This is a genomic window from Paraburkholderia sp. CI3, assembly GCF_050436505.1.
Lineage (GTDB): Bacteria > Pseudomonadota > Gammaproteobacteria > Burkholderiales > Burkholderiaceae > Paraburkholderia > Paraburkholderia tuberum.
In genome coordinates this window covers 1,752,140-1,772,212 of record NZ_JBNDMI010000003.1, presented here as the reverse complement: position 1 = coordinate 1,772,212, position 20,073 = coordinate 1,752,140, and the positions used below count along the sequence as shown (strand labels likewise).

The window sequence follows — 20,073 nt, the reverse complement described above, 5'->3', positions numbered from 1 at the left end:
GCCCATCTAAAACGCGACACGGTCAACGACTTTATATTGAGATAAAACTGTTTTGACAGATATTCACAATTGCTATGCCTATCTCATTTTCAGGTGCATTTTTCCAGTGTCACCGTCCAACAAAAAAAGCGGCATTGAGCCGCTTTTTTTCCGTAAGTGATCGACGCCGGTTAGGGAAACACTGATTTATTTGGTGCGACCGTCATCGCAGATGTGGTCGAGGGCGTTGTAGAAGAAATTCACGGCGGTGACGTGAAGTCGATGGGCGATTCGGACCCTGCGGCCACCTTCGGCTATGTCGCAGGCGAGCTCGGCAAACGCCGCATTGCCTTCATCTGCGCGCGTGAAGCGCTGGGAGATGACCGGCTCGGACCCGCACTGAAGGCAGCATTCGGTGGCATCTATATCGCCAACGAAAAGATGACCAAGCACACCGCCGAACGTTTGCTTGCGGTCGGCGACGCCGACGCGGTTGCTTTCGGGCAGATGTTCATCGCCAACCCGGACCTGCCGCGCCGACTTAGATTGGACGCATCGCTCAATGAGCCGCGGCCCGAGATGTTCTATCACCCAGGGGCAGAAGGGTACACGGATTACCCGGCGCTTGCCTGACCGTACAAATAGCCACCCCCGGGCCTCGCACCGGCGAGGCTTTCTTTGGGACGATCAGCCCAGACAACGGAGAAGCCCGCCAGGTCGACGTACGCTTGCACCAGGAGATGCCGCTTCGGACCTCATCCGCATAGCCAGCCAGGTGCCCATGGGTCAACGCCGTTCTTACCGTATGTTTCACAACTCAAGGCGAACATGGAAGCAGCGATCGTCCCTAGGGTCTGTTTACATATGGAACGCACCCCAGTTCTGAATTTCATTCCAGGGGAATGCCCGCTATCGGCCGCATGGCGGCGTAGTGCGTCGCTCACGTGGCGCGGCCACGCAGCGCTCCTTACTCCTTGCCCTGCGCCCCGAAGGAAGTCCCCTTGGGGGACGGCCGATAGCGGGCATTCGCACGTGCGTTCCATATGTAAACAGACCCTAGGCATGCACCGGCATCGCAGACGAAAGCGAACGAATCGACAAGCCGTTTTGGGAGCCGGAGCTCTGGTCCCCCAGCGGTCAGTCGATGGCTAGCGAACAAACTTCGCCGTCCATCGCACCGGGAGCGCGGCCCATCCCGAAAGAGTCCGGGTGGGCTGCATCAGCTTGCAGGCATGCCCGGAATGCTGACGCCGAACGACTGAAGCAATAGCACCGCATTCAGCGCGAGGATGACAACCGTCGCGGCAATCGCCGCAATGTCCGTTAGCCGTCTATTGACGAACTCGCCCATGATGTCTTTGCGGCGGGTGAAGAGCACCAGCGCCACCATTGGGATCGGCAACGCAAATGAAAGAACGACCTGACTGATCACCAGCGCCTGGGTGGCATTCACGCCGAGGCCGACCACCACGAACGCCGGCACCATGGTCACCAGACGTCGCACCCAGACGGGAATCCGGAAACCGACGAAGCCCTGCATGATCATCTGGCCAGCCATGGTGCCGACAACGGAGCTGGAGATACCCGAGCTGATGAGCGAAATCAGGAAAACCGCCGCCGCGCCCGCACCGAGCAACGGCGTGAGCGTATGGTAAGCAGTTTCGATTTCCGCGACGTCGCGGTGGCCGGCATGGAATGCCGCGCTGGCCATGATTACCATGGCCATGTTGACGAGACCTGCGAAGAAAAGCGCAACGATGACTTCCCGGTTCGAAAAACGCAGCAGTGCGCGGTGCTCGCTCGCGTTGCTCGCCGGAGTCCGGTCCTGAGTCAGCCCGGAATGGAGATAGATCGCATGTGGCATCACGGTGGCGCCCACGATACCGACCGAAACGGTCAGCGCTTCCCGGTTCGGCATTGAGGGCAAGATCGAGTGCAATCCGGCCTGTCCCCATGCGACGGGCGCAATGAACAATTCCACCAGGTAACACAGACCGATCACAGCAACGAGCGCGCCGATGATGATCTCCATTGGCCGGTAGCCGCTTTTTTCAAACACCAGGATGCCGTATGTCACCACGGCGGTCACCGCCATGCCGGCCATCAACGGCATTTTGAGCAGCAACGCGAGGCCGATTGCGCCACCGAGGAATTCGGCCAGGTCGGTTGCCATCGCAGCCACTTCGCTGACACACCACATGACGAAGACGGCCTTGCGCGGCAGTTGCTCGCGACACATTTCCGCCAGATTACGGCCCGTCACGATGCCGAGTTTGGCAGAGAGCGCTTGGAACAGCATGGCGATCAGGTTGGCCATCAGTACCACCCACAGCAGCGTGTACCCAAACTGGGAACCGGCCTGGATGTTGGTCGCGAAATTGCCAGGGTCCATGTAGGCGATCGAGGCAATCACTGCGGGTCCGGCGAACAGCAGCGCAGAGCGCAAGCCGCGTCGTTTGCCGGCCAGCACATCGCGAATCGCAACAGTCGTGCGATCTGTGAGCGTATTTTTGCCGGCGGTGCTGTTCATGGACACTTCCCGACTTCTCTGGACGAACGTGGCACTGCTATTACTCCAGGTTCTTTAGCGCGTGATGGCAATATACAACGGCCAAGCTCCGCGGATGATCGGGGCGGGTGCTGCGCAAAGCGCGCCCGGGGCCGCGGGAAGCTCGGTCAAATACGGCGAAATCGCATGCGCATCGTCAGCTTCGCCCGAAATTTGTTAGGCTACTGACAGGAAGCGGTTGAGTATCGCTTCATATCAGCGCCATTCGCAATTCGTCCTTGCGTGACGGTGAATCCATCCAGCAGAATGAGTGGTTAATTCTCTCATGCATGCCCTCCATGAAGCTTTCACGTCGCGAAGTACTTGGCCGTAGTCTGGCCATTCCCCTGAGTCTCGGCCTGTCGCCTTTCCTCGCCCTTCGTTCAGGTATCGCCAGCGCGGCGCCCCCCAATCTCGCTATCGTAATGAATTCCGGCGAAGCCAGCGTTTCGGTCATCGACATGGCGTCGCACAAGATCGTCCGGACCTTGCCGACGTTGCGCGAACCCAGTCACTGGGCGCTTTCGCGCGACAGAAGCAAGCTCTATATTGCCGACGCCAGCGGCAATGCACTGTTCATTGTCGACCCGCACACCGGTTTGGCGCTTGGCCATAAGGTGATCGCCGATCCGTACCAGCTTGGCTTCACGCCGGATTTCCGCTACCTCGTCGTCAATGCACTGCGGCTCAACTATGTCGACATCTACCGCCCCGACGACCTGACGCTCGTCAAGCGCTTCTCGCCCGGCGGCATGCCGAGCCACCTCGACTTCTCGCCGGACTCGCGCTGGAGCTTCAATTCGATGCAGGAGTCCGGCACGCTCGTTTCATTCGACCTGACGAACCTGACGATCCGCTGGAAGTCGAACGTCGGATCGACCCCCGCCGGCGTGCTCTGGCACAACGGCAAGGTACTGGTCTGCGTGATGGGCAGCGACCATGTGGCGGAAGTCGATCCAGTGACGGGTAAGGTGCTGCGGCGGGTGAAAACCGGCGTCGGCCCGCACAATGTCTTTCTTACGCCCGACGGCGCGACGCTCTACGTGAGCAACCGGATCGGCGGCTCGCTGGTGGCGCTCGATCCAACCACCCTCGAGCTTCGCCGTACCTATCCGTTCCACGCTGCGGGGCCAGATGATATTGCTGTTGGCCCCGACGGCAAGCTATGGGTGACGCTGCGTTTCCGGGAGCAGGTCGCCGTACTCGATCCAGCCAGCGGTAACTACGAGACCATTGATGTCGGACGCTCGCCGCACGGCATCTTCCTCACCACCGAAATGAGCCGCCCAGGTCTCGTTACCGCCGAAACGCTCTAACGCCCATCATGCTGATATTTCTCGACAGATTCTTCAATATGCTGGCCGGTGAAATCGACCAGTATCTCGTTCTGCCGTTGCTGTATCACTTCGGCTGGATGCAATGGGAAGAGCTTTCCTTCGACTGGGCGCTGATCTGCGTCTATGGCCTCTTCGCGGTTATCGTCACGTATGCGGTCTGCTGGCCGCTCGAAGCACTCTTTCCGATCGAACGCTGGGATGACCGCAAAGCCGTCGTAACCGACGCGTTCTATACGATCCTCAACCGCGTCGGGGTGTTGCCTGTCGTCAGTTTCCTGCTGTTCTACCAGGTGCAGGTGTGGGTGAACGGCTTCGTGGTCGATCACGGCTACATACCGCCAACGCTTGAGACGTTGATACCGCCGCTTCTCGGACATCCGGTCATTACCTTCATCGCGTACGCGCTGATTCTGGACTGTGCCGATTACTGGCGTCACCGCCTGTCGCACTCATACCGTAGCTGGTACGCACTGCATGCGTTGCATCATGCGCAGCGACAGATGAGTTTCTGGTCGGACGACCGCAACCATCTGCTTGACGACCTGGTCGCCGCAATCTGGTTCGGCATCGTCGGCCTCGCGATCGGTATTCCGCCGCTGCAGTTTCCGCTGCTGTTTCTGTTCATGCGCTTCATCGAAAGCCTGAGCCACGCCAATATCAAGCTTTCGTTCGGTTGGCTCGGGGACCGGTTGATCGTCTCGCCACGCTTTCACCGGTTGCATCATGGCCTGCGCGCGGCCGGCCGCAATTCGTGTAACTACGGCGCCGTCTTCCCGATCTGGGACATCGTGTTTGGTACAGCGGACTTCTCCGCCGAGTACCCGCCTACAGGCGACCGGCGCGCACCGGAATCGATGGCCACGGGCGGCTACATCGCACAGCAACTGGGCGGCTTGCAGTTTTTCCTTGAACAGTGGCGGCAACCGGCAAAGGCTCGCCGCAGTTCCTCCTGAGAACATCCCTGCATTGCGCCAATGCCCAAACGGGCCGGTTCATGTGCGCCTGGATTTGATCCGGACCGGCTGGTGCAAAGACCCTGTCAGCAGACCGTAAAGCATCTGCTCTGTGCCTTTGAACCTGAGGTGCGATAATTGCAGTTGCCGGTTTCAGAATGCCCGGATACCGGCATCTATCCGCTCTATCCAGCTATCCTCAGTTCAAAGAGTTCGAAGTGGTAAAGACTGTCAAGCAAAGATCAGGGCAAATACACGTCGGGATACGGCCTGCGCTCCGGCAACATAGGGGGCTGTCTCTCCCCGACGCGACGCGCCCGTCAAGGCGCCCATGGAGTGAATGATGTTGCGCAGAACCAGTTCCTGGTTTGTGCGTTACACGCCCCGCGCGCGCGTTCGCACGCTCGCGCGTAAAGCGATCGGGCTGGCAATCTTTGTCAGCGGTTCCGCAGTGATTGTCGTGTATCTGCTACGACGCGTCTCCGAAGGCTAAACGTCAAAGACAGGCGTGGCGCATTTGATTTCCAGGCAGTCCCGCGATGCAAACGTCGGGCGTGTGGAGCTACAGAGCAACGCCCTCGCGGCTGGCAGCCCGACGCTTCGACTTCCTTTCCCTGGTGTTCAGGCGCGATCACCGGAGGCACAAGGCAGCCGTAGTGTTAGAACGGGCAGCGCAGGTGACGCAGTGACGTACCTGCTAAATCTGGTTGGCGATGACAGTTACGGTATGGCCGTGAGTGCCGCAATCTCGATGACAACGTCTGTCACTTGAATGGCCGCGTTCGCGGAGTCAGCGGTCGCTCGGGTAATGCCGTTAGACGTCTCAAACTAGCCGACACCCGTCCGACGCGATCGGCCGCGCCCGGACCCGTTTCTGCCACTGCGGTAAGTTTCCCATGATGGACACCTCCTGTTCCAAAGGATAGGTGTCCACGAAAGCGGGTCAACTCCACAGCACGAAAAACGCATCCATACATGGCCGGAGACCGGCCTCTAATTGAACTGGTCATCAATATCTACTGCGTGATTCGTATGAAGGTCAAATTGGAAAGGCAATGACGAAGACGATTCGCTGCCAATGGGACAGTGGAGAGATCGCGCTGGACGTGGATGAGGCCGGTAGCGGCGCTTCGGTCGTCCTCCTGCCGGCCCTGAGTACGATTTCCACGCGCCTGGAGATGCGCCCGCTGCTCGACTTGCTCGCGCCTCAGTTTCACGTGACGACGGTTGATTGGCCGGGGTTCGGCGATCAGGCGCGGCCAAAGGAAGAATGGTCGCCGGAGCTTCTCTCGGAGTTTCTTAACTGGTTTCTAAGCGACATCGTGGCACCACCGCACGCCATTGTGGCGGCCGGACATGCAGCCACCTATGCGCTTTACCAGGCCGTCTCGCGCTCAGATACGGTTGATCGCCTGGTCCTCATCGCACCGACGTGGCGCGGCCCGTTGCCGACGATGATGGGTGGCCAGCGGGCCTGGTTCTCCCGTGTGCGCTCTGCCATTGATCACCCCCTCGCTGGCCCGCTTCTCTACCGGCTCAACGTCAGCCGCCATGTCATCACCATGATGGCGAGAGAACACGTTTACAGCGATCCTGACTGGCTTGGCGGCGATCGTCTCGCGGCCAAACTCGCCGTCACCCGTGCACCCGGAGCCCGGCACAGTTCGGTACGCTTTGTGACCGGTGCGCTAGACCGGGTCGCCAACCGTGCGGCGTTCCTTGATCTTGCGCGCCGAGCCAACATTCCGATCCTCGTGATCTACGGCGATCAGACGCCGCCGAAATCGCGTGTCGAAATGGAGGCGTTAGGACAATTGCCAAATGTTCAGGTTGAATGGGTCATGAAGGGCAAGCTCGCGATTCACGAAGAGTTTCCAGAAATCGTCTCCATTGCCATCAGGCGGTTTTTGACGAAGGAATCGCCGCTTTAGACGATCAACGACACAGACGGTCATAGCCAGACGCTCTGGAATGCTTCCTCTATCAAGTGTCACGCACAGGACGATGCCTGGAACTCCATCGCGCTGCACACATCGCCAGGCATCCCGGAGCGCGTGTCGCCGCTCGCGAAAGTACTTGCAGCCGCAAGTGTGCACGGATCTCTTCGCAGCGCATTTCGAAACCCGCAGGGATGGGGAGCGCGCTGTCGAGCGCGGTGCGCACCTCATGGATGACGCGCATCGCGATCCGGCCGGGCATCAATCATCCGCATTACAGACAGCGGGTTATCCGGGCGACGCATAGCCAAATATGGCCGGACTACGAATCGATGTGCACCGACACGCCGGTCGACGAGTAGACCGGCGTCGCCTTGTGGCCGTCGACCGTGATCGTCGTGAACTGCTTCGTCGCCCCGTTGCCATCGATCAGATCGATGGTGTCGCCGACCTTGGGCGCATAGCCGCTCACGAACTTCACGTGTAGCGTGCCGCCGGCGATGGTCAGCTGATTACCAACGTGCAGTTGGCCGGCGCCTTTACCGTCAATGTCGAGTTCGAGTGTCGTGCCGGCGAGCTGCGTGTACTTGCCGACGATGGACACGGGCGACGCCGCTGCGATGGTGATGCCACCCGCACCCACATACACGTCGCCCGTGCCGAACGCATTCGGAGAATCGGCCTCGAGCACGCCGCCGCTTACCTGGGAGCCGCCCGACCAGGTGTTGTTGCCGCCGAGCTTCAATGTTCCGCTACCCTGCAGCGTCAACTTCCCTGCGCCGGCAATGTCGTTGCGCCACAAATCCGACGCGTTGAATCCGCCCTGGGACGCATCCATCGAAACGATGACGCTGCCATGGAACGCACCATATCCGTCCCCGGCTGCAAACATGTTGAGGCGGCCCCATCCTTCCGCATCGTCCATGACCGGATAGCCGGAAGGAAGCTCGGTCGTTTTGAGCACCACGCGGCGCTGCTCAGCGCTCAGATACGGAAAGCGCGTCTCCAGTAACACCTCCGCACCCTTCGGCACAACGGGAGGCGCATTGGTCGATTCGATCGGAGCAAAGCCGAACGTCATACGGCGAGTGAAGTCCGCTTTGTTCGTCGCGTAGTCGGCGAAGCGGTCCGTCGCTGCCGTGCCGGAGTGGGCGAAAGCGGCGAAGCTCGTCGAAGTGGTATTCGTCGACTGCATCAGGGCCGCGTGCGCCTGGCTAAATGCGGCGCTCTTCAACGTGGCGTTGCTCGGATCGGAAAGATTCGCAGCAGTCGCCGCAAGTGCAAACATTCGACCAGCAATGACGTCGAGCGGCGAGTGCATACCGGCGAAAATGCGGTTTTCGCCAAGTTCGAGGCCGCGGCTCGCCATCTCCTGGAACCGCTCCGGCAGCACGTAGGCCATCGTCATCGCGTCGCGCATGGCCTCCGCCTCGTGACCGCTGATAAATCCGCCATCGGTCGAAGGCGTGGTGCTCTCGGCAGGCACCAGAGTCGGATCTACCACGACACTCGTGCTCCAGCGGTATGGCCGCGCGTATTTGTAGAAGCGCTTGGCCGGCTCGGTGGACGCGTTGTTGCCCATGATGTTGAGCAGGTCGACAACCTGGCCGAAACTGGTGTTGCCGCCACTGCTGCCGACGCCGATGTTGTTGCCGTTGTCGTTGTACAGAACGGTCGTCGCATCCGCCGGAATCGACGTGATGGTCGTTACCTGCTGCGCCGCCGCGCGCCACGCATTGGTGAGCGGTCCCATGCCATCGGTCACGCTATAACCTTTGCCGCGCCGGTCGTCGTAGTAGGCTGCGTCGGCCTGTGCCGGAGTTCGGTTGGTCGTCTCGGCGACCACGAATTGAATGTTTGCGGCATGGACGGCACTGTTCACGACAGCCCCACCCGGCGTACCGTCATTGGGTAGTCCTGTCCACGTGGACTGCACGACAGCCGGAAAGGAACCATTGGCGGGCGCGGAGACACCCGCATCGACGATCTCGGTCAACGGTTGCCAGATGTCGAGGAATCGCGAGACGACACGCACGCCCGCATTCGTGGCGAGCGTCGCATATCGCGCATCGCCGCGCTGGTTAGTCGCAATCGTGTCGACGAACGCGGGTACGTCGGGGATTGCGGCGTTGTCGACAAAACCGGGGTCGGCTGGGGGCGCCGGGATCGAGGCCGTCGCCGTCGTCGACGAAGTGTTCGAGGCGCTCGGCGTAGAAGAATCATTGCTACCACCGCACGCGGCTAGTACCGCCACGCTTGCGAGCACCGTGAGGCGCAGCGGGAGAGGGACGCGAAAATGTGGCATCACGAGACTTTCTTGTGGTTGTTGGTGGCGTCGGATTGTGCGGGTGAATTATTACGGCATTGTTGCGACTGATTACGCGGTATCGGATATCGTGGCGCGATTCGCAGGTATCCCGGAAGACCTGGTGGTGGAAGCTGCACATGCGTCGCAGACGTGTGAACGCAGAACTCCTTAGTATTTGATTGCGGCTCATCCACATTCGCGAAGCATGCGAAAGGTTTCATTCCGCGAGGTATTGGTGCAATGTCGATTCGGAACGGCAACCACAGGGCGATCCTTTAACGGACAACCGTTTCGCGTGAGCCTAAAACCACCCCTTTACCGTCGCCACTCGCCAGACGACAAACATGACGAGGCCCACCGACGCGGCGGTCAACAGAATGAAGTCAATCGAGCGCACTAGCTTTTTCATATCGACGTTGGATCGGACGCGCGACGTCCGCATGAGAACCGGAAGTTAGGCGTGTGGAAGTACCGAAACGCGCTCGTATGGAATGTCGAACGCTCACCAGCACTTCAGTGATGCGAGAAAAGCGCGTTATCTGAGGGCGTTGCGAAGGAAAGGCGATGTCCGGATTGCGAATTCACTACCGGCCCTGAACCGTAGTCGTTATTCGCGTGTGCCTGCCGCGGGCTGCTCTCGTCCGGATAGTGCACTTTCGACTGATGGAGCGTGCCGTTCTGTTCGGCCTGTATGACGTTCGCTTCCACCTCGGAGCGAGTGAGGGGCTGCGCCGACGAGAGCGCTGGAATGGCGATTGTGGTTGCAAGGATCGCATGAGCGATAAGTGCTTTCATAAGTTGGCTCCTTGGTGAATAGGCAAATTTCGATGGATCGAATGGACCACGCTAACTGCATGGAAAGCGAGTCGTTCTTCACGCTGAGGTGGACCGCAAACAGATAGCGTTCGACGGGGTGCCCGGTATTCAGTGCGTGGATATGACGGTACGCCCTGCAACCTTAAAAGCCGCTTATCCCGTTCCCGAAAAATGCGCGGCGTCCGCGAGCCATGTTCCGACCGTTTATCGATAAAGGCGATTTGGCAGTCTCTTTGACGAACCGGGTTCGCCTGACTCGCCAGGCGCTGCGGACTGACCCGCCGCAATCGCGAATATCCGCACTGCGCCGTCAAACCGGGCCATCATGGCGAGCATTCAGCAGATGTGTTTCGAGCGGACGGAGGCTGCGTTTGTTGCAAGCGCTTCAGTACCGCACGCTCCGACGCGCCTCGCGCTTGCTCGCATGGCGTGGACGACGAGACGGCCATGCCGGGCACCACGCATTAGCGCCCGGCATTGGACGACCGAACGGTCTGATCAAATCAGGGTCGGTAAATCTGTGCGCTATCGAACACACGCCGGCGAGTCGAATGCCCATGATTTACCGGTAAACGTCATTCCCCTAAGCCGTTTCGAAGTGGCCAGCCGGACTGACTTCGATGGGTGTCAGCATGGCTTGTGCGTAACGCGCTATATTTGAAACCTCACTGCGCGATGCGGCAATGCTCGTATTCGCCCGACAGGCGACGATCTCGAGCTTCTTCTGCACGGCGACGCCCTACTTGCCGCGCGTGTATGCGCCGCGAAAGCTTCGTCTATCGTTGTGAGCGTTGGTGATTTTCAATCCCCGAGATTAACCGGGCTCGTGTTGGACCGTTGCAGACAGGCCTGGCTCGGGTCTTCCGCTTAACCACGACTTCACAGGACGGCAATATGTCACTTCGTATCAATGACACCGCGCCCAACTTCAGCGCGCGGACCACGCAGGGCACCATCGATTTCCACGACTGGATCGGCGACCAATGGGCGGTCCTGTTCTCTCATCCGAAAGACTTCACGCCGGTTTGCACGACTGAACTGGGCTACATGGCGAAGATCGAGCCGGAGTTCACCAGGCGCAACGCGAAGGTGATCGGGTTGTCGGTCGATCCGGTCGAAGACCACGAAAAATGGGCCGCGGACATCGAGGAAACGCAGGGCGCCGCCGTCAAATACCCGATGATCGGCGACACCGACCTCGCGATCGCCAAGCTGTACAACATGCTGCCGGCCGACGCGGGCGATACCAGCGAGGGCCGCACCGCCGCGACCAACGCGACCGTGCGCTCGGTTTTCATCATCGGTCCCGACAAGAAGATCAAGCTGACGCTGACCTACCCGATGAGCACCGGCCGCAACTTCGACGAAATCCTGCGCGTGCTCGATTCGATCCAACTGACCGCCAAACACAAGGTCGCGACGCCGGTCAACTGGAAGCAGGGCGAAGACGTGATCATCACGTCCGCGGTCAGCAACGAAGAGGCGCAGCAGATTTTCCCTGGTTTCAAGACCATCAAACCGTATCTGCGCACCACCAGGCAACCGGGTTGACAGATGTGGCACGGCGGCCGCGTGCGGCCGCCTCGCCGACCTTCCTGAGGGATACAGATGATTTTTCGTCAGCTGTTCGATCCTGCTTCGTCGACCTACACGTACTTACTCGGCGACAGCGGCGAGGCAGTGCTCATCGACCCCGTCTACGAGCAGGTGCCGCGCGATCAGGCGCTGCTGCGCGAGCTGGGCCTATGGCTGCTCACGACGCTCGATACCCACGTGCACGCTGATCACGTAACCGGCGCATGGCGCATGCGTTTGCGTTGCGGCAGCGAGATCGGGCTTGCCGGGGTCGTCGAGGCGAAAGGCGTCACGCGAGCGCTCGCGCATGGCGATCGGATCGACTTCGGCACGCGTCATCTGACCGTGCGCGCGACGCCTGGCCATACGAACGGCTGCCTGACCTACGTGCTCGACGATCTGAGCATGGCCTTTACCGGCGACAGCCTGCTGATTCGCGGCTGTGGCCGCACCGATTTCCAGCAGGGCAGTCCGCAGCAGTTGTTCGCGTCCGTGCGCGAGCAGATCCTGTCACTGCCGGACGACTGCCTCCTCTATCCCGCGCACGATTATCGCGGCATCACGGTGACGAGCGTGACCGAGGAGCGGCGCTTCAATCCGCGTCTGGGCGGCGACGTCGACGTCGGCGATTTCGCCGGGTACATGAACAACCTGAATTTGCCGCATCCGAAGCAGATGGCGGTCGCGGTGCCCGCAAACATGCGTTGCGGGCAGCCGGAAGGCGGCGCCGAAGTTGCGACCGAAACGCCGGATTGGGCACCGTTGACGCTGCGCTTTAGCGGCGTGTGGGAAATCGAGCCGATGGCGCTGCTCGAGCATGGCGCCGCGTTTCAGATCGTCGATGTGCGCGAGGCGCCCGAGTTCATCGATCGTTTGGGTCATCTGCCGGGCGCGAAGCTGGTGCCGCTGTCGCAATTGACAGGGCGGCTCGATGAACTGGAGCGCGAGCGGCCGGTGGTCGCGGTGTGCCGGTCCGGCGTGCGCTCGGCGCAGGCAAGCGTGCTGCTGACGAAGGCGGGGTTCGGCAAGGTGGCGAATCTTGCCGGTGGGATGCTGCGGTGGAGGACGGAGGGGTTGCCGGTTGCGTCGGATAGTGTTTGAGGGGGAATCGGCGCTTCGGAACCCCCACAAGCTCAGCCTTGGCCTTGGCGACAGCCTCGACCTTGCCCCAAAGCCGCGCCAGCCTTCGAATAGCCAGCGCTCCGTTGCGCCGGCCGCGTGACCAGCCAGATCCCCCGCATACGAGCACCAGGAAATTGAAAACGGTAACTTTGCCAACGTCGTTATATTTCAGCAGAAGACTCCACAAGGTGAAGGCCACTGCGGACAGCAAAGCGAGATAGGCCAGCAATGCCATCGATCCCAGCGTGAACGCGTGCAACGAACCACCGGTCGCATAGCCCGCCGCAAGAAGAGCGGCGCCGCCAAACCCGAGTTGATAACCCGTCATGACCATGACGTCCATGCTGTGCGAAATGTGCTTTCCGGGCGGTTTCAAGGGTGAAGCGCAACGGGGTTAATGAAACGCAGGCGGATGCGGCTGCTTCGCGTCTTGCCACGCGTCGCACGGGCACACCAAATACGGCCGCTGAGACCCATCGGCCATCGAACGAAATGCCACGGGCGACCGGACGTTACGCCGGCTGCTATGTCCGCATCACTGTGTCGGGCGATCTTCCGACCATGCGCTGGCGAGTGGTGCGCACCTTCACACCTGCGGCGCAGGCACCCGTGGGTCCAGTCATTGTGCGCCGACCGCGCGATGCTCGCTCGCGCGGCTTCACCCGGTGCGGACGCCGATTGTCGATCCGCACGCGACTCGTTCGTCGTACAGATGGAACCGATCAGGTTCATCGCCCAGAAGCACATCATGCGCAAGCACATCGTTTCCATGTTCCTCAGTCTGGATGGCGTCGCTCAATCCCCCGGCGCGCCCGAGGAGGATGCCAGTGGTGATTTTCGTTTGGGTGGGTGGATCGTCCCTTACGCCGACGAAGCGGTCGGCGCAAGTGTGCATCATCTGCTCGCGCAGCCGTTCGAGTTGCTGCCAGGGCGTTGCACGTACGACATATTCGCGTCTTATTGGCCATATGTACCGGCCGATTCACGCAACCGCGACATGGCCGACCAGTTCAATCAGGTCCGCAAGCACGTGGCCACGCATCGATCCGATACGCTCGGTTGGCACAACAGTCATGCGCTGAAGGGCGACCTTGCCGACGCGATACGCGCGCTGAAACTTCAGGACGGTGCCGATCTATTGACGTTCGGCAGCGGCGACATGGTGCGCCAACTGCTGGCGGCGGGCCTCGTGGATGAACTCCAACTCCTGATTTATCCCGTCATCCTCGGGCACGGCAAACGCCTGTTCGGCAACGACGCGCAAACGTCCGCCTTCACGCTGGCACACGCGACGAGCACCCCCGGCGGCGTGCTGATCACGCGCTACACCCGCAACGGCGAAGTCCGAACCGGAACGTTCGAGTAAGCGCGAAGCTTCCGATCGACGCTTACAAACGAAGGCCTATTTCTTCCTCACGTCCCGCGCTCGCCTGCCACGCGCCACGGTATCGGCGAACAGGTCGATCACGACCTCGCGCAGCCAGCGATTGCCTTCATCCTGATGGACGCGCTCGTGCCACAACAAATGGATCGGCGCGGCGGGCAGCGTCATCGGCAGCGCGCGCAGGCTGAGCGAGAACGGCGTGGCCAACTCCAGAGCGAGGCGCTCGGGCACCGTGGCGATCAGGTCGGTACGTTGCAGGATGTAGCCGACGCTCATGAAGTGCGGTACCGTCAGTCGCACCTGACGCCGCACGCCGCGCCGTTTCAGCCACTCGTCCACTTGACCGTGGCCGGTGCCGGCCGACACCACCACCAGATGCTCGGCTTCGCGCCACGCGGAAAGCGTGAGCGGCGCGTCTTCGAGTGGGTGAGCGCGCCTGAACAGACAGACGTAGCGCTGATCGAACAGACGCCGCTGATAGAAACCACCCTTCAACTGCGGCAACAGACCGATCGCCAGGTCGACCCGGCCGTCGGCCATTTCGTGGCTCAGATTGACGCTCGTATTGCGCACCGTATTCATCGCGATGCCTGGCGCGACGCGCGACAATCGTTCCAGCAATGCGGGCAAAAACACGACTTCGCCGATGTCGGTCATACCGATCGTCATCGTACGGATCTCGCGCAGCGGATCGAAGCCCGTCACCGGATTGAGCGCGGCGTGCAAGGTGGCGAGCGCCTGCGAGACCGGTTCCGCGAGACGCAGCGCGAACGGGGTAGGCACCACGCCACCCGGCGCCCGCACGAACAGCGGATCACCGAGCAGGCGGCGCAGCTTCGCGAGCGCATTGCTGACGCCCGGCTGGCTCATGTTCATTTGCTCGGCGACGCTCGCCACGCGCCGCTCCTGCATCAGCCGCTGGAACAGCAGCAGCAGGTTGAGATCGAGATCGCTCAGTTCCATGGTCTCGCATGACCTAAGGTCATTCATTTCAGTGATGAAGTAGATTCATTTCATCTTATTGAGCAATGATCGTCTAGTGCTGAAAATACCAACACGGTATCCGCATGCGACGCGCCGGGCGCGCGTTCCAGAGTGGCCCGAATCGATAAACCCGCATATCGGAGACACAATCATGAACCGGATGGATCTGAGCATCGCGATCGTCGGCGCCGGCATCGGCGGCCTTACGCTGGCGCTCGCACTACGCGAACATGGCATCGATGCGCAACTCTACGAGCAGACCGATGAGTTGCGCGAAGTGGGCGCGGCCGTCGCACTGTCGGCCAACGCGACGCGCTTTTACGAGCGCATGGGGCTACGCTCCGCGTTCGAAAACGTGTGCGCCGAAGTACCCGGGCTCATTTATCGTGATGGCCGCAGCGGCAGCGTCATTGGACATCATCGCGGCATGCCCAGCTATCGCGAGCAGTTCGGTGGCTCCTACTGGGGCGTTCATCGCGCCGATCTGCAGGCGGTGCTGTCGAAGGCGGTTGGTCTCGAGCACATCGAGCTCAGCCATCGCCTGGTCGATCTCGTGCAGCATCCCGATCGCGTGAGTCTCGCGTTCGACAACGGTCGGCGCATCGATGCCGATCTCGTGATCGGCGCCGACGGCGCACGCTCGATTACGCGACGCTGGATGCTCGGCTACGACGACGTGCTGTATTCCGGTTGCTCGGGCTTTCGTGGCATCGTGCCGGCCGAGCGCATGGACCTGTTGCCCGATCCGGAGACGATCCAGTTCTGGGTCGGGCCCAGCGGCCATCTGCTGCATTATCCGATCGGCGACAAGGGCGATCAGAACTTCCTGCTGGTCGAGCGTCATCCGTCGCCGTGGCCGTCGCGCGACTGGGTCATGCCGTCGACCGAAGGCGAGCAGCTGCGCCTGTTCAAGGACTGGCATCCGGCCGTCGTGCAGATGATCACGGCCGTGCAGATCAGTCAGCGCTGGGGCCTGTTTCACCGTCCGCCGCTTGGCCGCTGGAGCAAGGGCCGCGTGACGCTGATCGGCGATGCCGCGCATGCGCTCGTGCCGCATCACGGCCAGGGCGCCAACCAGTCGATCGAGGATGCCGTGGTGCTGGCCGCGCAACTCGCCAAGGCGGGCCCGGGTAAGTGGCGGGAAGCGCAGGAAGCCTACGAGCGTCTGCGCCGGGGCCGCACGCGCAAGGTGCAGTACGCGTCGATCAGCACCGCGGACGTGTTGCATCTGCCGGACGGCCCCGCCGCGCAGGAACGCAACGCGCGGCTAGGGGCGCGCGACAGTATGCTGCATCACCTCGACTGGATTCACGATTTCGATGCGCTTGCGCAAGAGCCGAGCGCGCGACAAGGCGGCACGTGGCTTTGAGCCTCTCCATGAGGCTTCAATAGGGAGGCGGTGGGCCGCATGCTCATGCCAGGCGCCTCTCTCCAGCCACTACGCGTCACATGCAACCCATTGACCGAGTGGCGCGTCACTCTGATCACGTTACCTATATTGCCGCTCGTCTACTTTCTTGGCGCATACCTTCCTGAATTGCGCGGTCGTCCGCTGGCAATCGCCTACGCGTTCTGGGAGCCGTTTGTCGCGCGGGGAACGATTTTATTTCTCACAAGCAATTTCCAGCGACGCTTCGACAGACTCGTTAGCGCGTGGCAGCCGCTGTCGCGACGTGCCTACACGATCTACGTTATCCCTCCGCCCGTTCTGGTTGCCGTCGCGTTGGCGTGGAGAAACGTACCCGCAGCTCCTCTGCTGAGGTTCGCGGTCAGGGTAGCGTCGCTTGCGCGTTGTGCTATCTGCTTGCTGGACTTTTGCTTCGATTGCCCAAACTGGCATCGATATTGTGAAAAATGGGTTCGCGTGTGACGGCCATGCGTTGCCTGGAAACCCGGCGCGTAATTCCCGATGGAGAAATGTCGAATAGCGACAGCATGGAACCGCGTAGATCGGTCGTATTAGCTAGCGCCTGATATCCGGGAAACTGCGCGCCGGTGGCAATTGCACCTATGTCGCTGCGATCGCAGCCCTTTGTGCTTGCGCTGATTCACGGCTGACGGTCATTTCTACCAGCTGTCAATGGCCGGTAGCGGCTGGCGACACCACGCTCGGGGTCGCCAGCGTATTGTTGCTCTTGGGAGCGGCGGTGGTGTCAGACGTCGAGCTGCTATTGCTGCTCGGCAGGCCCGAGTTCGGTGCCTTGGCGCCCATGCCGCTGTCCGAGTTGGTGGTGCCTGGCATGCCGTAGCCGCCCGTCGTTGCGCCGTTCATCTGGTTCGACGGACTAGCCGTGCTGCCGGCTGTACCGGTCGAACCGCTGCCACTCTGACCTCCGGCCGCCTGCGCATAAGCGCCGCCCGACAGCGAGAGTGCGGCGACGGCCGCGACTAGTGTGATGGTTGCCTTGCTCATGATCCGCCCTTCCTTAATTGGACTGGAAGATAGACGCAGACGGTTCCCGCCCGCGCTACAGCAATGTCGCAAACAGCGTGCCGCGTGCTTTTGTAGGCAGCGAAGCGATCGGCGGCGCACGAAGTGGCGGTCGTGGGGCGACTCCAGCCATTGGATCGCACGAGATCTGCCGCGAAATAAGCCCCTCTCCGCCGGAATAAACCCCGCGCCGTTCTCGTTCATTGACCGTTAAGTCCTTTGGGCAGAACAAGGAGTGCGGTCATGAAGTCTCTACTCGCTCTATTCGGCGTCGTTGCATGCAGCGCGGCCGTCGCGACTCTGATGTCATGCGGCGGCGGTGGCGGTGGCGGTGGCGGTGGCGGCGGTGGCGCGAGTTCGAGCAGCGCGAGCCCATCCGTCCAGTCGTCATTCGCAGCGACGGCCCTCGTATCCGATGGCGCGGTGCCCGCAGCACACACCGACGCTAATCTGAAAAACCCTTGGGGCGTCGCCTTCAATCCCAAAGGTTTCGTCTGGGTCGCGGACAACGGCACCAACGTCGCGACGCTCTATGACGGCAATGGCATGCCGCAATCGCTGGTCGTCACGATACCCGACGGCAAGAACGGCTCCGCATCGCCCACGGGCATCGTTTTCAATGGAACACAAAGCTTCCCCGTTACGGAAAACGGCAAGTCTGGAGTCGCTGCGTTCATCTTCACGGGCGAAGGCGGCACCATCACCGCGTGGGCGCCCGCCGTAGGGCCGACCAATGCGTTCGTCATGTACGACGACGGTACGGGCGGCGCCGTCTACAAGGGTCTCGCGCTCGCCGCGATGAACAACGGCAACTTCCTTTACGCGACGGACTTCCATAACAACAAGATCGACGTCTTCGATACCTCGTTCACGAAGGTCGCGATGCCCGGCGCCTTCACGGACCCGGCGATTCCAGCCGGCTTCGCGCCGTTCGGCATTCAGGCGATCGGCTCGAATCTGTTCGTCACCTACGCGATGCAAGACGCAGCCAAACACGACGATGTCCCGGGCGCGGGGCTCGGCATGGTCGATGTGTACGACACCGCGGGCAACCTGAAGCAACGCTTCGCGACAGGCGGTCCGTTGAACGCGCCGTGGGGCATTGCGCAAGCGCCCGGTAACTTCGGCTCGATAAGCGGCGCAATTCTGATCGGCAATTTCGGCGATGGCATGATCAGTGCGTTCAACGCGTCGAGCGGTCAGTCGATGGGACAGATCAGTGGACCGAACGGCAGTCCGATCGTCGAGCAGGGCGTGTGGGGCATCGCGTTCGGCAACGATCTCAGCAATCAGCCTTCCAGCACGCTCTTCTTCGCGGCGGGGCCGAATGACGAAGCCAATGGCGTCTACGGAAGAATCGATCTGAATACGACGTCGAGCTCAGGTACGAACACGGGTACGAACACCGGCACAAGCGCGGGCGGCGGGATGAGCATTGGAATGTAGCGCTAAGCGCGCAATTGAGAAGCGCCGCTCTCGATGCGAGAACGGCGGTATTGCTTATGCGGGGCGATGTGTGCTTGAGCAGTGCGTGTGATGATCATCACATCCACGCGTGGTTGAGTACCAGCGATGTCAGGTCCTGACTGCCCTGACTCACATCTGATTCTGACGCCGGCATGCCCGCAATATCTGCTGAACTGCAAATGCCCCTCGCACGCATTGCACATTCTGCAGCGGGCAATCGTAGCATTTTGCGGTTCGGTGCAGCACGTGGCCCACGCCCGTCTTATACTCGACCCGCGAGAGCGGGACCGATCTCGTTGTTTGTCAGGCCGAATTCCGCCATGCGAGCACGATGATCTGGCGAGCCCAGATATGAACGAAGGGCTGTGTTTACCGCCTGGATCAGATCGCTGTTACTTCTATTGAACGAGAATGCCCCGAGCGGAGGCTTCTGCTGCTTGCCCTTCGTTCCCGGTTCGTGCTCGATAGCCTCGAGCATTGAGCCTCCGATCCGGTTCGCAATGATCCGATTCCCCAAGGCCGTGCTCGCATACGCATCGACGGCGCCAGAGAGAACCGCTTCGACAGCGTCGGCCTGATGCTCGAAGACGACTATTTGGTCCTCGCTTACGCCAGACGCTTTCGCTGAGTCGTGCTGCACCTGTCCGGCTATGATGCCAAGGCGCGCATCAGCGCGTTTGGCAAGCGACACGTAGCTGTCGAGCGCTTTCGGGTTTCCAGTCCGAACCAGAAAACCGTCTGCGATCCCCCATACCGGGACGCTGAACGCGACCATATTGGTGCGTTCGCGTGTGACGAACAGCGGAACGTTCATATCCCACCTGCCTGCTTCAACGCCAGGCAGGAGTTCACTAAACGACGTCAGATGATGCTCGATCCGGGCTACGCCGACCGCCCGAAGAACCGCGTCGGCCAGATCGATGTCAGCGCCCGTGGCGGTACCATCTGCTTCCGTCCAACCGAACGGGGGTTCTTCGATGTACGCAATCGTTACCTTCATCGCTGTGTCTCGCCAATTGGGAACGGCCATCAAATGCCGGGCCGAATGTTGACGATTCTACTTACATGCGCGGTTGTCGTTGCGGCGGCTCTCTCTGAAACGAACGCGGTTATGCCTGGATCGGGTGTCGGTCTTATGGACGTTGGTTGGATTGCGCGGCATCGCTACGGAAACGCACCCACGTCTTCCGGTCAATCAATGGTCACAACCCTGTCACGCACTGCCTCAAGCG

General features: G+C 61.0%; 14 protein-coding genes and 3 pseudogenes. 9 read left to right on the top strand and 8 right to left on the bottom strand.

From position 1 onward, the window contains the following. Window positions 1–246 precede the first annotated feature (246 nt). Window positions 247–612, top strand: a pseudogene (locus OKW29_RS16825) (alkene reductase); the annotation flags it as partial. A gap of 586 nt (window positions 613–1,198) precedes the next feature. Here the strand turns inward: OKW29_RS16825 and OKW29_RS16820 are convergent. Beyond that, window positions 1,199–2,509, bottom strand: coding sequence for an Nramp family divalent metal transporter (locus OKW29_RS16820; protein ID WP_429291830.1), 1,311 nt, complete (start codon window positions 2,507–2,509; stop codon window positions 1,199–1,201). A gap of 317 nt (window positions 2,510–2,826) precedes the next feature. Between OKW29_RS16820 and OKW29_RS16815 the strand changes: the two genes are divergently transcribed. From OKW29_RS16815 to OKW29_RS16805, 3 genes are all read left to right on the top strand, one after another. Continuing rightward, the gene (locus OKW29_RS16815) at window positions 2,827–3,843 is read left to right on the top strand and encodes a YncE family protein (RefSeq protein ID WP_429291829.1); all 1,017 of its coding nucleotides are present in this window, start codon (window positions 2,827–2,829) and stop codon (window positions 3,841–3,843) included. Between the two features lie 8 nt (window positions 3,844–3,851). Further along, window positions 3,852–4,817 carry a sterol desaturase family protein gene (locus tag OKW29_RS16810; RefSeq protein WP_187616111.1) on the top strand — a complete coding sequence of 322 codons (966 nt, stop codon included), beginning with the start codon at window positions 3,852–3,854 and terminating at the stop codon, window positions 4,815–4,817. Between the two features lie 1,055 nt (window positions 4,818–5,872). Then, entirely contained in the window at window positions 5,873–6,748 is an 876-nt protein-coding gene (locus OKW29_RS16805; protein ID WP_429291828.1) for an alpha/beta fold hydrolase, read from the top strand. A 328-nt stretch (window positions 6,749–7,076) separates the two neighbouring features. Here the strand turns inward: OKW29_RS16805 and OKW29_RS16800 are convergent, their stop codons facing one another. Together OKW29_RS16800 and OKW29_RS16795 are read right to left on the bottom strand one after the other, a co-directional pair. Further along, complete coding sequence (locus OKW29_RS16800) at window positions 7,077–9,059, bottom strand: phosphatase PAP2 family protein (RefSeq protein ID WP_429291827.1); 1,983 nt, start codon at window positions 9,057–9,059, stop codon at window positions 7,077–7,079. A gap of 516 nt (window positions 9,060–9,575) precedes the next feature. Next, entirely contained in the window at window positions 9,576–9,857 is a 282-nt protein-coding gene (locus OKW29_RS16795) for a DUF4148 domain-containing protein (RefSeq protein ID WP_187627232.1), read from the bottom strand. Window positions 9,858–10,772: 915 nt separating this feature from the next. On the opposite strand from OKW29_RS16795, the gene OKW29_RS16790 reads away from it, so the two are divergent. After that, window positions 10,773–11,429: a peroxiredoxin gene (locus OKW29_RS16790; RefSeq protein WP_429291826.1), complete on the top strand. Its 657-nt coding sequence runs from the start codon at window positions 10,773–10,775 to the stop codon at window positions 11,427–11,429. 57 nt (window positions 11,430–11,486) lie between these two features. Further along, complete coding sequence (locus OKW29_RS16785; protein ID WP_090807797.1) at window positions 11,487–12,554, top strand: rhodanese-like domain-containing protein; 1,068 nt, start codon at window positions 11,487–11,489, stop codon at window positions 12,552–12,554. A gap of 196 nt (window positions 12,555–12,750) precedes the next feature. Here the strand turns inward: OKW29_RS16785 and OKW29_RS16780 are convergent. Then, window positions 12,751–12,903: pseudogene (locus OKW29_RS16780) on the bottom strand (EamA/RhaT family transporter); the annotation flags it as partial. 420 nt (window positions 12,904–13,323) lie between these two features. Between OKW29_RS16780 and OKW29_RS16775 the strand changes: the two are divergent. Beyond that, window positions 13,324–13,941: a dihydrofolate reductase family protein gene (locus OKW29_RS16775; protein WP_429291825.1), complete on the top strand. Its 618-nt coding sequence runs from the start codon at window positions 13,324–13,326 to the stop codon at window positions 13,939–13,941. A gap of 36 nt (window positions 13,942–13,977) precedes the next feature. On the opposite strand, the gene OKW29_RS16770 is transcribed toward OKW29_RS16775, so the two are convergent. Continuing rightward, window positions 13,978–14,922, bottom strand: a complete 945-nt coding sequence (locus OKW29_RS16770; protein ID WP_429291824.1) for a LysR family transcriptional regulator — start codon at window positions 14,920–14,922, stop codon at window positions 13,978–13,980. 172 nt (window positions 14,923–15,094) lie between these two features. Here OKW29_RS16770 and OKW29_RS16765 point away from each other — a divergent pair, with 172 nt between their 5' ends. Beyond that, window positions 15,095–16,312 carry an FAD-dependent monooxygenase gene (locus OKW29_RS16765; RefSeq protein WP_429291823.1) on the top strand — a complete coding sequence of 406 codons (1,218 nt, stop codon included), beginning with the start codon at window positions 15,095–15,097 and terminating at the stop codon, window positions 16,310–16,312. A 708-nt stretch (window positions 16,313–17,020) separates the two neighbouring features. Here the strand turns inward: OKW29_RS16765 and OKW29_RS16760 are convergent. Next, complete coding sequence (locus OKW29_RS16760) at window positions 17,021–17,356, bottom strand: hypothetical protein (protein WP_187616104.1); 336 nt, start codon at window positions 17,354–17,356, stop codon at window positions 17,021–17,023. Between the two features lie 261 nt (window positions 17,357–17,617). On the opposite strand from OKW29_RS16760, the gene OKW29_RS16755 reads away from it, so the two are divergent. Beyond that, complete coding sequence (locus tag OKW29_RS16755; RefSeq protein ID WP_429291822.1) at window positions 17,618–18,820, top strand: TIGR03118 family protein; 1,203 nt, start codon at window positions 17,618–17,620, stop codon at window positions 18,818–18,820. Between the two features lie 150 nt (window positions 18,821–18,970). Here OKW29_RS16755 and OKW29_RS16750 read toward each other — a convergent pair. Both OKW29_RS16750 and OKW29_RS16745 read right to left on the bottom strand, forming a co-directional pair. After that, a pseudogene (locus OKW29_RS16750) lies at window positions 18,971–19,057 on the bottom strand (VF_A0006 family four-cysteine protein); the annotation flags it as partial. Between the two features lie 46 nt (window positions 19,058–19,103). Beyond that, complete coding sequence (locus OKW29_RS16745) at window positions 19,104–19,841, bottom strand: transporter substrate-binding domain-containing protein (protein ID WP_429291821.1); 738 nt, start codon at window positions 19,839–19,841, stop codon at window positions 19,104–19,106. Between the last annotated feature and the right edge of the window lie 232 nt (window positions 19,842–20,073).